7 protein-coding genes and 2 tRNA genes are annotated in these 12191 nt (G+C 34.0%); 3 read left to right on the forward strand and 6 right to left on the reverse strand.

The features are described from left to right. Window positions 1-3 precede the first annotated feature (3 nt). The 6 genes from EKM01_RS02925 to EKM01_RS02950 form a co-directional block, all read right to left on the reverse strand. Window positions 4-1662, reverse strand: a complete 1659-nt coding sequence (locus EKM01_RS02925; protein WP_126458833.1) for a peptidase domain-containing ABC transporter — start codon at window positions 1660-1662, stop codon at window positions 4-6. A 24-nt stretch (window positions 1663-1686) separates the two neighbouring features. Continuing rightward, complete coding sequence (locus EKM01_RS02930) at window positions 1687-2358, reverse strand: TetR/AcrR family transcriptional regulator (RefSeq protein WP_126458836.1); 672 nt, start codon at window positions 2356-2358, stop codon at window positions 1687-1689. A gap of 350 nt (window positions 2359-2708) precedes the next feature. Continuing rightward, window positions 2709-3347 (reverse strand): leucine-rich repeat domain-containing protein, encoded by a 639-nt coding sequence (locus EKM01_RS02935; protein ID WP_126458839.1) that lies wholly within the window; start codon window positions 3345-3347, stop codon window positions 2709-2711. Window positions 3348-3691: 344 nt separating this feature from the next. Further along, a complete protein-coding gene (gpmI, locus tag EKM01_RS02940; RefSeq protein ID WP_126561617.1) occupies window positions 3692-5209 on the reverse strand; it encodes a 2,3-bisphosphoglycerate-independent phosphoglycerate mutase in 1518 nt (505 codons plus the stop codon). 141 nt (window positions 5210-5350) lie between these two features. Beyond that, a complete protein-coding gene (locus tag EKM01_RS02945) occupies window positions 5351-7756 on the reverse strand; it encodes a DUF5916 domain-containing protein (protein WP_126739851.1) in 2406 nt (801 codons plus the stop codon). Window positions 7757-7888: 132 nt separating this feature from the next. Next, complete coding sequence (locus EKM01_RS02950) at window positions 7889-10282, reverse strand: DUF5916 domain-containing protein (RefSeq protein WP_126766760.1); 2394 nt, start codon at window positions 10280-10282, stop codon at window positions 7889-7891. 189 nt (window positions 10283-10471) lie between these two features. Here EKM01_RS02950 and EKM01_RS02955 point away from each other — a divergent pair, with 189 nt between their 5' ends. The 3 genes from EKM01_RS02955 to EKM01_RS02965 all read left to right on the forward strand — a co-directional run bounded on the left by EKM01_RS02955 (window position 10472) and on the right by EKM01_RS02965 (window position 12142). Next, window positions 10472-11194 carry a murein L,D-transpeptidase catalytic domain family protein gene (locus tag EKM01_RS02955; protein WP_126458852.1) on the forward strand — a complete coding sequence of 241 codons (723 nt, stop codon included), beginning with the start codon at window positions 10472-10474 and terminating at the stop codon, window positions 11192-11194. Window positions 11195-11951: 757 nt separating this feature from the next. Next, window positions 11952-12024, forward strand: a tRNA-Gly gene (locus EKM01_RS02960). Window positions 12025-12069: 45 nt separating this feature from the next. Further along, window positions 12070-12142: transfer RNA gene (locus EKM01_RS02965), tRNA-Gly, on the forward strand. Window positions 12143-12191: the final 49 nt, after the last annotated feature.

Here is a 12191-nt window from a genome sequence, read left to right on the forward strand (position 1 = left end):
TAATTATTTTTTTAAATCAAGTTGAATATGCCCATTTTTCATCGTGATTTTTCGATTGCATTTGGTTTCCCAATACGGGTTTTTTGAGGATACGATAATCGTCCATTTATTTTTATCGGATGTAATAAAATCTATAATTTCATTAGCTACTTTTTCATCCATGGTGTCAGTTGGGTCTTCGTAAAAAAGTATTTTGGGTTTGTGAATGATGCTTCTGGCTAATAGTACTTTTTGCGCGTTAGACGAGGATAATTGTCGTCCTTCTGGGTAAATTCGGGTATCTAATCCTTTAGGGAACAATTTGATAAAAGAGGTGAGTTGTACTCCGTCTACCGCCCATTTTATATCTTCGGAACTGACGGAAGGATCGTTAAAAGTAATATTTTCTTGCAAGGTTCCCTCAAAAGGTTTCTCTCCATAAATGACACTTCCTATTTGCGAGAGGTATTGTTTTATGTTTATTTTACGAAAAGTATCGTCATTTACATAAAAGGAACCGCTGGTAGGCTGCAATAAGCCGGATAATATCCTAATTAAAGTTGTTTTTCCAGAGCCATTTTCTCCATTTATTACAATTCGGTCTCCTTGTTCTATTTTTAATGAAATAGAGTTTAAAATTTCTTTTTCTGAATCTGGAAATTTGAATGTAAGGTTTTCTATTTCCATTGAGATTTTATTGTAACAGATGTCACTGTTAACAATGGAAGAATTTTCTAATTCTAAGTCCGTTACCTCTCCAATTTTTTCAATAGATGTGAGTACGTCATAAAAAGTTTCCAATCCAATAATTATTTTTTCGACGGAATTGATAACTAATAAAATAATAATTTCAGCAGCTACAAATTGGCCAATATTCATTTGTTGAGATAAAACTAAGAATCCACCGATGGATAGTAAACTTCCGGTAATGATGACTTTGAAAATAATCAAATGCGTAAATTGTTTTTTGATCACATTAAAATGTTTATCTCGATACACCAGGTAATCGGTTACAATCATGTTGGTTTTTTTTAAAGCAAAATCATAATTTAGCTCGTTTCTAAAACTAAAATTATTGCGAGCTATTTCTTGTAGCCAACTCGCTACCTTGTATTTGAATTTAGATTCTTTTAAGCTCGTTTCCAGTCCGGATTTAAAAGAAAATTTAAAAATAAAATACAGCAATGCAAGCAGTAAAACACCAAATATGATAAAGTAAGGATGGTATAAGGACAATAATATTATCCCGAAAACAATTTGTAACAATGCTGCAGAGAAATCAGTTAGTAACTTTGAAGTCCCTTTTTGAATTATCATTGTGTCAAAGAAACGATTGGCTAGCTCCGGCGGATAGCTGTAGTATAATTCTTTTGATTTTATTTTAGGCAGTCGTGCAGCAAACTCAAAAGAGGAACGTACAAATATTTTTTGTTGTAAGTTTTCCGTAATCCGCAATTGCATGATGGATAAAATACCCACTAATGCCACACCAAAAATGACTAAAATGATTAGCACAATCCATGATGCGCTAACTCTTCCGGATTGGATAAAATTTGTAATTGCCTGTATTCCCAGTGGAAGGGACAAACTGAGTAGTCCGGCAAAAATGGCGTAAAAAAATATTTGATAGACGTCTTTTTTATCTAATTCAAGTAGATTGTAAAATCGTTTTAAGGGAGTCATAATGGGAGTGTTTTTTTTTTTTTTTTAACTTAAAACTTTTTCTGCAAGATTTTGATAAAAATCAGTGGTGCTCTCAGAATCAGTACAATCTGTGATGGTTTTTAAATGATCCATTAAAAAATGTTGGTGCAAACTTCCTTCAACAATTGTTGAAATTAGGGATTTTGAAAAGGGGTATTCCGGATTTACTTCTTTTACAATAGCCACAATTCTATTGATTACTCTTTTGTAAATCAAGAAAAAACCTTCCTTGTTTTCCTGATCGATTTCTTTGGTATGTAACGTTTTAGTAAATTCTGAAATGATAATTTTATTTAGAACGGCCTCGTTAATGTATAAGGCACTATTGTCATTCGTTATTTTTTCAGTAACAATTGTAATGGCTTTTCTGAGTTTTTCTTTGGGATCCAAAACATTTGTGGTTGCAAAAACTAGCTTGTATTCCATCCAACTCCAATGCCAGGACGATAAATAAACCAGTAATTTATGTTTGTTCTCAAAATACCGATAGATGGAACTTTCATTAGATTTGATTTTCTCTCCTAATTTCTTGAAAGTAAAATTATCAAAGCCAATCTCATGGATTAAAAGGATACTTTGCTCTATGATTTTTTTTCCTAAAGCTGATGTCTCAGGATCCTTTACATAGATTTTTTCGTTGATTTGTATTTTTAAATTGGAGAGAACCGTATTCATTTTATTGAAATTTTATATAAATATAGTAGCATTACCAGCTATAAAAAAGTGTTTTACTAAATATATTGTAAGCATTGAATTTAGATACATTTATTCTCTAATTTCTAGGGATAATTTCTTTAATTTCAGATCCTATATTTGGTTAAAGCGGATGCTTAGCGCACCATAATTAGCAGGATCATTCAGACGAACTGAATAAATTGTAATAGAGCTAGCCGTTTTTTGTACTGCCCAAGTTCTTTACTTTTGTTAAAAACAAATAAAAATGTAGCAACTACTCGTTTTAATACGGCCACCATACTAAAACGTTCAGTCCGTGAATGGTTGCTACTCTGTTTTTTATGCCTGTCCTATAGATTTACTCTAAAACCAAAATTTAAATTTTCTGTAGACCGCTCTGGAACCATGATTTTATTATCTTTTATTTCTAGCAATTGTAAGTGTTTTAATTGTTTGATTTCTTTTGGAATTTCTTTAAATTGATTGTTGTTCAAATATAAAAATTCTAAATTTTTTAAACTACTGATGGATGATGGCATATTGTTTAAATTGTCATTTTCTAAATGTAATATTCGTAAAGATTTCATTTTGCTCATTATTTCTATATTCGCCTCTAAATTTAAATTTGTTTCATCGTTTAAAAAAAGTTCTTCTAAGCTTTTTAACTTCCAAAAATCTTCTGGCAATACTGAAAAATCATTTCCGCTTAATTCTAGTACTTTAAGTTTTTTTAGTAGTGTTATTTCTTTTGGAATTACCGTTAAATGATCATTTTTCAAACTTAAGTACTCAAGATTTATGAATTTTGACCAGTTAAGGCTGTCCAATTTTAAGGTTTGATTACTCAAATTTAGGCGGAACACTTTCTCGGGCTCCTTTAAAGCCTGTTCTATATTAGTGAACTCTTTTTTGATTTGAATCGAATCAACGATTTGCCCAATACTTATTTGGGTCATTAAAAAAAGGGTGATTGTGTAAAATATTTTCATTGTGTTTGAATTTAGTTTGATTCGTAGGGTTATTACCCGTCTTTTATTTGCTATTGAACACAAGTACAGTAGAATTCATGCTTTCTTGTTAGTGATTGTTTCTTGTTTGCAAATATAATAGTAACGCTATCAAACATAAAAGTATTTAACTTTTTTTTGTAAAAAAAAACTACTTGAATCAAGTAGTTTTTTATTGGGACATTTTTATGTAAGTAATAACCATGGTATAATGGCGTATTTTAAAATCAGGATAAAATTATGTAACAATCTGATTTAAAGCTGTTTTGCTTAAAGTTAATTCTTTTGACTTTACGACTTTTAAACTTTCGACTTACTTAGTATCCTTAAAGTAAGGAATGACAGGTCATAACAGCAGGTTTTTCCACACCCATTAATTCCAAGATTGTTGGAGCAATGTCGCCAAGAACTCCATCATGAATGGTTTTCAAGTCGTTGTCTACTAAAATAATGGGAACGGGATTAGTTGTATGTGCAGTGTTTGGACTTCCATCAGGATTGATCATCGTTTCACAGTTTCCGTGATCTGCAATGACAATGGTAGTGTAATTATGCGCTAATGCAGTTGTGATTACTTTTGCTACGCATTTATCAACGGCTTCACAGGCTTGTATGGCAGCACTCATAATTCCGGTGTGTCCTACCATATCCCCATTGGCAAAATTTAGGCAAACAAAATCTACCTCTTCTTTCTCTAGTTCACAAACTAAAGATTCTGTTAATTCAAAGGCACTCATTTCCGGTTGTAAATCATACGTGGCTACCTTTGGAGAGTTTTTCAGGATGCGGCTTTCGCCAAGAAAAGGCTGTTCTCTCCCGCCAGAAAAGAAGAAAGTCACGTGAGGATATTTCTCCGTTTCGGCAATACGAATTTGCTTTTTATGGGCTTTTTCTAAAACTTCCCCAAGGGTTTCCGTGATATTATCTTTGTTATATACGACTTTTATGTTTTTGTAAGTTTCATCATAATTGGTTAGCGTCACATAATACAAATTGAGTTTGTGCATGTTTTGCTCATGACAATCTATTTGTGTCAATACTTCGGTTAGTTCTCTTCCTCTATCCGTTCTGAAATTAAAGAAAATAACCACATCATCATCTTCTATGGTTGCTACAGGTTTGCCTAGTTCATCCACCATAACTGTTGGGTGAATAAATTCATCCGTTACATTGACGTCATAGCTTTCTTGGATAGAAGCTACTGCATTTGTGGTAGGTGTTCCAATTCCGTTTACCAATAAATCGTAAGCTAGTTTTACTCTTTCCCAGCGTTTGTCCCGATCCATTGCATAATAGCGTCCCACAACCGAAGCCAGTTTTACAGTAGTATTCGCCATATAATTCTGTAAATCCTGAATGTAATGTGTACCGGATTTTGGATCCACATCGCGACCGTCCGTGAAAGCATGAACGAAAACTTTTTGTAATCTGTGTTGTTGTGTAGCGTCAATCAAACCGCGCAAATGAGAGGTGTGTGAGTGTACACCACCATCAGAAACTAGGCCTAAAAAATGTACTTTTTTATTGTGTGTTCTGGCATACGTAAAAGCATCAACTAAAACGGGCTCCTTTGCTAAAGTTTCATTTGCAACAGCAAGGTTAATCTTAGCTAAATCCTGATATATAATTCTACCTGCTCCAAGATTCATGTGTCCTACTTCACTGTTTCCCATTTGGCCTTCAGGAAGTCCAACATTTAAACCGTCAGTTCGTAGTTGAGCACTGGGGTAATTTTTATATAGGCTATTAATAAAAGGGATATTGGCATTGTCGATTGCAGAAACTTTTGGGTCAGGAGATTTTCCCCAACCATCCAGAATCATAAGAATTACTTTTTTGTTCATGGAAATTTATTTTAAACAAAGATAAAACATTTCTAAAAAGGTTCGAATGAATAAAAAACACTATTATTCATTCTAAGGGGATCACCTGCAAATAATGATTATTTTGCTATAGAAAAGGGACTTTTTTGAAATAAACGTATTTTAGAATTTGTTCTTAACCTCATTGTAATCGATAAAATAGCGAATGCTTATCGAAAAAACATGGCTTAGTGCTTCGTTGTTCAATAAATTAGTGACATTCTCACTAAATTCTTTATTAATATTTCTTTCAAATGCAGCTGCATTATTTCGATAGAGAACGGACACTTGGCTACCGGGGGCAAACCACCAGGAATAGGATAAATCCGTATTCCAGGAGTAAAAACTGGAATTTTTATTGCTAGTGTAGGCCATGAAATTAGCCAATCTGCCGTTTTGTTGCAATGACAATGCGTTTTTGTTTTCAGCATACGACCAGTATTGACGTATTGAGAGATTAAAAGTCATCTGACTGTTTAATGAATATTTCCCTGAAAGAGTATTAGAATACGTAATTACATTTCTATTGGCAAAAACAATTGTGTTTGGTGTGGTTGCATTCATGTCGTCATTCACACTGTCTACATACCCTTTGTTATTGTTTTGTCTCAAAAAGTTGAAATTGTAATTCAAAGATAATTTATCGCTAAATCGGTATCTCGGACCTAAAGAAAACCCATAAGAGTTTCTTCCGGTTTCATCAAAAATTGCAAATGAAGGGTTAAAATTAATTGCAAATGGATTATTATAATTTGAAGAAAGATAAACAAAGCCACCAATTTTGGTTGGTTTTATTACAAATCGATCTGCCGATCTGGGTTCATAATAATCAAATGTTTCTAATGGATTGGCATCAATTCCCATTCCAAAATAATGATTTTTTTTGTTATTTGAGTTAATCTGAAAGCTGATGTTGCTGGACTGCACTTTGCCAGTTTCTTTTTGAAATTGGGAATACATATTTATTCGAGCATTAAAAGTGTTGAAATACTTCGTTGGATTCAATATTCGATAACTGGAATTGCCATAAATGCTATAATAATTAGTCTCGAAATTGATTCCTAAATCATTGTTGTCGAAATTTTTAGTTGTGATATCAGCGCCCAGCCCGTAACGAAATTTTCCGCTGGTTTCAGAGAAATTCAATTGGGAGTTAATCCCTGTTTTCTCTTCGGTATCATTTATGTAACTGTACTTAAAATCTCCTGAAATGTTGTAGGTGTTCTTTTTTGTATTCAAATCCCAAACTAATGCCGTAACATTCCCATCACGAAAATGTCCGTTCCGAGTTACATTGGTGTTTACAAATGCAACTGAGGAGTTTTTGCGAAAGCGCTGGTCTAAAACCAATACACTATAGTTAGCCAGAGGTTCAAGTTCAGTTCTTAATGCCCTGCTTTCATTGTTGAAAATAGTCGTTGGGGTATTTTTAGTAACAGCGTTCAAAATTCCGATTCCTAATCCGTCTTTAGTTCGTCCCGAAATTTTAAAGGCATTAATAAGACTAATATTTGGGGCTTCCGCAAACGATTCATTTTTATTTAGTTTGTAGGAGGGCGTTCCCCCAATCCGTCTGGAATATAGTAGATTGCCTTTGCTGAACAAATCCGTTCCCTCTGTAAAAAAAGGTCTGTTTTCGTTGAATTGCTGTTCAAAAGGACCGAGATTTAGAATTTTATCATCAAATTTTGTTTGTCCAAAATCAGGCACAAGGATCATGTCCAGAGTAAAAGCATCATTTATTCCGTACTTCAAATCCAATCCGCCTTTGAGTGTCCCGATAGTTTTTTCTTGGCTGTTTGCATTTACATAAAAGGAAGAATACGGCAAAAGAAAGAGTCGGGTAGGTGGTTTTATATTTTCAATTCCTTCCAGAATTCCGGTTTGCTGGGTAAAGGTGCCTAATTTAGAATCGATGAAATTCCAAGTGTATTTATGACGGTCTCGTCGTATTTCCCTAAAGAAATTAAGTCCCCAAGTTTGTTTCTTTTCTCCCGAAAAACGCAAGGCTGCATAGGGAATTCGCATTTCTACAATCCAGCCTTTTTTCGTAATTACTGCTTTGCTATTCCATACGGCATCCCAGGAATAATCTTCGCCATTGGTATCTGTAGTGATGCAATCAGCCTGACCGTCTGCTGCATTGACAAAAAATTGAAAATCTTGTTGCCCATCATTAAAACCATTTATAAAAACGCCAAAAAGATCAGTAGTGCCAAAATTATCTCTTTGGGTAATTTCTCTCAGGATTTTATCAGGATTTTCATCATACATAGTTGCGCCAATATATAGGGCATCATTATCGTAGACTATGCGAACCTCTGTTCTTTTATTGTCAGGAATTTTTTTGCCGTTATCAGGTTCAAACATGATAAAATCAGTCGCTATTGCTGCGGATTGCCATGTCGCTTCATCTAGGTTTCCATCGATAGTAATTTTATCCGAAATAAATTTAGTGTGTAATACTTTTTTTTGGCTGTAGCCAATAAAAGAGAGTGCTAAAAAACAAAATAAGAAAGAATTCTTCATGAAATAGTTCAATGGTTGGAACAAAATTAGAAAAACTAAAATAGTTTCAAAGTGAAAATGTACCAATTCACACAATAGTTTATTCTACTAGACTTTCTTTTCAATGGAATGTTACAGTTTGATTCAAAAAAATTAAAATTTATTTTTGATCACATTGTAGTCTATAAAATAGCGGATGCTAATAGAAAGCACATTGGTCAGGTCACTGTTGAAAATGTTTTTAAGATTTGCAGACAAATCTTTTTCCACCATATCTGTTCTTTCTATACCAAAATTCCGGTACAAAACAGAGATTTCACTTCCTGGAGCAAACCACCAGGAATAGGATAAATCGAAGTTCCAAGAATTAAAATTCCTGTCTTTATTTTGTGCGTAGGTATTGTTTGGAGTCAAATAACCGGAGTTTTGTAAGGTAAGGAATTTATGATTTTTTGAATAGGACCAATAATAGCGTGCGGTTAGGTTTACAGTCATTCTATTGTTGATCGCATATTTTCCGGTAAAATCATTTTGGGCAGTTTCTCTGCTGCGTTCTGCAAAAATTATCCCCGTAGGATCCGAATCTACCCAGCCACGATCATTGGTTTTGTTAAAATAATCCAATATGTAAGTAATGGAAAGTCTGTCGTTAAATCGGTATTTTGGACTTATATACAACCCATAAACGTTTCGGTTCTTTTCATTGTATTTTGTGAAGGAAGGCTGGAGTACTAATGTAAAAGGATTGTTGTCGTTAGACGTGAAATTTACTGCTGCAAAAACTTTTTCCGGGAGAAATACATATTTGCCATATTCTCGTGGTTCATAAAAATCATAGGTTTTCAATGGAGAAAACTCTACTACAAATTCTAAAGCGTCGTTATTTAATGTTGTGGCCTTAGTTTCTGTTCCAAAAGCACCAGTCTGTAACTTACCGGAGGTGTTGTCTATTTCAAAATTGACATATTGATTGATTCTGAAGGTATTAAATAGTTTTGTCGGATTTACAATTCTGTAGCTTCCATTTGCATAGGCATTGTGGTAATTAGAATAAAAATTGATTCCTAAATCATTGATGTCATAGTTTTCTGAGACGTATTTTCCAGAAAATCCATACCGATATTTCCCACTCGTTTTGGCAAAACCTATTTCTGTTTTAAATCCGTCGTAATCTTCAGTCGTTTTGATGGAACTGTATTTGAAATCGCCATACAAACTATAGGTATTGGCTTTTGTATTCAAATCAAATAACAATGCAGAGGTATTTGCATCTCTGAAATCGCCATTTCTGGTGGTGTTTGCATTTATAAAAGAAACAGATGAGTTTTGGTTAAAACGTTGATCTACTACAAACAGATTATAATTAGTCAAAGGTTCAATTACTTCTTTTCTAATTTGGCCGGTGTCGTTGTTTAAAATAGTAGCTTTAGTCTTTTCCGTAACGGCATTCAGGAATCCAATTCCCAATCCTTTCTCGGTTCGGCCGGATATTTTTACGGCATTCAGTAAGTTTACGGTACTGGGATAATTTGTTATTTCTTCTTGATTATCAAGGAGTAATTCTGTAGTGGATCCTCCGCCAATTCGTCTGGAATAAAACAAACCACCTTTGTTAAAAAGATCGGTTCCCTCTGTAAAAAAAGGCCGGTTTTCTTCTAATTGTTGCTCAAATGGTTCTAAATATAATATTGCATTATCAAATTTTGTCTGACCAAAGTCAGGTACCAAAATAGCATCTAATGTAAAGGAATCATTGATGCCGTATTTGATATCCAAGCCCGCTTTTAAAGTAATGCCAGAGCCTATCGCACTTTGTTGGTAATACGCCGATGAATACGGAATCAAAAAAAGTCGTGTCGGTGTCTTTATATTTTCAATTCCCTGCAGGATTCCCGCTTGCGGAATTACGGCTCCAATTTTAGTATCAATCCTATTCCAGGTATATTTTTGTACGTCGCGCTTGATTTCCCGCATAAAGTTTAACCCCCAGATTTGTTTGTCCGCTTTGGAAAATCGTAAAGCGGCGTAGGGAATCTTCATTTCTACAGTCCAGCCAAATTCAGTGAGTGTTACTTGGCTGTCCCAAATGGCATCCCAACTAAAATCTTCAAAATCTTCCGTTGCTATACAGTCCATTTGTACGCCTGCCGCACTTACAAAAAAACGAAAATCTTGCTGGCCATCATTGAATCCGTTGATATAGACGGAAAAATGATCGGAAACGCCAAAAATATCTCTATTCGTAATTTCTTTCTGAATTTTATCAGGTTCGTCATCATATAGCAGTGCTGAGATGTAAATGGCATTATTGTCATACAATATTTTCACCTCTGTTTTTTTATCCGCACTGATTGGTTTGCCATTATCAGGCTCAAACATGATAAAATCCGAAGCTACTGCGGCGGTTTTCCATATTTCCTCATTAAATCTTCCGTCAATTATAATGTTTTCTGTGGTGGGTTTTGCCTGAAGCGTTTTTTTTTGACTTTGTGCATTCAAACTAGAGAATATGAAATATAATAAAGTGATAGGTAGTAATTTGAACATAAATCTGAAGGATAATTGAACAAAAATAGTAAAATTAACATATAAACGGTATTTTTTTTAAGTTTATTACTCAATATTTCGTCACTTTTTTCGTTAGAGTTAGAATAAACTTTGTTAAAAAGTGGTTTCTGGCTTGATTTTTAACGTACGTTTGCAATCCTCAATTAGTCCATAACTTAAAGACAATCAATGATTTATAACATATTTCTTACTATTTTTTTGCTGCTAGTTTCGTTTGTGCCAATCAAAAACAACTTTCCTGAACCAAAGACACACACGCCAGTGATTTACGCTGAAGCTGTGAAACCGAGTTTAGACGATAATATTACAGTGGCATATAATAATTTGCATTCCAATAAATTTGCACTGCCTAAATTAGAAAGTTTCTCCGAAGCGCTAAAAGGATACTATTTGTTAAAAGAAAAAGGATTAGTCAAGAAGGAAATTTTGACCTTAATTGATTTTAGTTTGTCTTCTAATATTAAAAGACTCTGGGTGATCAATCTGGGTACCGGTGAGGTCTTATTTAATTCTTTGGTTGCACATGGTAGAAATACGGGCGATGAATTTGCTTCGAATTTTTCAAATACTGCGGAATCCTTTAAGAGTAGTTTAGGCTTTTATTCGACAGGCGAAATTTACGCTGGTAAACATGGGATGTCACTTCGATTAGATGGTCTGGAAAAAGGAGTAAATGATAATGCCAGAGCAAGAGGCGTGGTGATGCATGCAGCAGAGTATGTTTCTAATTCATTTATAAAAAATAATCAAAGATTAGGAAGAAGTTTGGGTTGTCCTGCTGTTCCTGTAACCTTGTCTAAAGCAATTATCAGTGTTATCAAAGATAAATCCTGTTTCTTTATTTATCATCCTTCAAGAGTGTCAAAATTTGGATCCAAATCAGCTTTGTAATTTGCCGTATAAAGCAGCATCAAAAGTATCGCTATCATCTTTAAAAACCAATTTGTTGTTCTCGCTCCAAGCAGTCCAATATAAGAGATGAAAGGCGACTTCTTTTTTGATTTTGACAAATTTTGTTCTTTCGTTCTGTAACGTTTCTGTGATTTATTCCAGATTTCAATTGATTCCGTCGTTCAGTAAATATTCCGTTACTATTAACTCCTTTATAAAATACTCTGTTTTTTTGTAAAAGCCAAGGGCTTCTTTTGGGGAGTTGAACTAAATTACATTTGGTTTCTGTTTGAGATGCCGTTTTTCTCCGGTAACAATTCGTTTTTTGCCTAAACCAGTTTATTTGATACTGTTTTAGAATGGTCATTACCCATATTTGAAATTGCTTTTATTGGTAAATAAATCATTTTTAGCCTTGAATACGAGGGCTGTTTTTAAGAGATTATAGCAGCATACTATTCAAAACGGCAAGTTGTTGCTCAAGTATCTCCGTCAAAACGACCGTTTTCTAGCGAGTTCTCCTCCCTAAATTTAGGATATTGTACTGAAAAAGTCTCCAAACAGCCCTTTTTTTGATATTTTGCTTTATTTTTTTTAAGTATTTTTTGAGTGCTATAAGGATATAATATTTTCATATTAAATTCTTTATGATTTGAATCCTCTTTTAAAAAAAGACTGTCGGAGTAAGTTTGAGACTTTTTAAGAAAAAAACTTGCATTGAAGCAAACTTATTAATTATATTTGCACCGTTGTTAATGCGAAAGTAGCTCAGTTGGTAGAGCTCCAGCCTTCCAAGCTGGTTGTCGCGAGTTCGAGCCTCGTCTTTCGCTCTGAATTTCAAATTTTAGTTTGAAATTTTATTTTACTGTTATCATGCGAAAGTAGCTCAGTTGGTAGAGCTCCAGCCTTCCAAGCTGGTTGTCGCGAGTTCGAGCCTCGTCTTTCGCTCTTTCAAGCCAAAACATAATTGTTTTGGCTTTTTTTTGTGTCATTTATT

Origin of the sequence: Flavobacterium sp. RSP46, assembly GCF_003984825.1 — a bacterium.
Taxonomy (GTDB): Bacteria; Bacteroidota; Bacteroidia; order Flavobacteriales; family Flavobacteriaceae; genus Flavobacterium.

What these genes read in the sequence shown, in the direction of transcription:
- EKM01_RS02925 (WP_126458833.1), bottom strand. Translation starts at nt 1,662, where the DNA reads ATGACTCCCTTAAAACGATTTTACAATCTACTTGAATTAGATAAAAAA.
- EKM01_RS02930 (WP_126458836.1), bottom strand. Translation starts at nt 2,358, where the DNA reads ATGAATACGGTTCTCTCCAATTTAAAAATACAAATCAACGAAAAAATC.
- EKM01_RS02935 (WP_126458839.1), bottom strand. Translation starts at nt 3,347, where the DNA reads ATGAAAATATTTTACACAATCACCCTTTTTTTAATGACCCAAATAAGT.
- gpmI (WP_126561617.1), bottom strand. Translation starts at nt 5,209, where the DNA reads ATGAACAAAAAAGTAATTCTTATGATTCTGGATGGTTGGGGAAAATCT.
- EKM01_RS02945 (WP_126739851.1), bottom strand. Translation starts at nt 7,756, where the DNA reads ATGAAGAATTCTTTCTTATTTTGTTTTTTAGCACTCTCTTTTATTGGC.
- EKM01_RS02950 (WP_126766760.1), bottom strand. Translation starts at nt 10,282, where the DNA reads ATGTTCAAATTACTACCTATCACTTTATTATATTTCATATTCTCTAGT.
- EKM01_RS02955 (WP_126458852.1), top strand. Translation starts at nt 10,472, where the DNA reads ATGATTTATAACATATTTCTTACTATTTTTTTGCTGCTAGTTTCGTTT.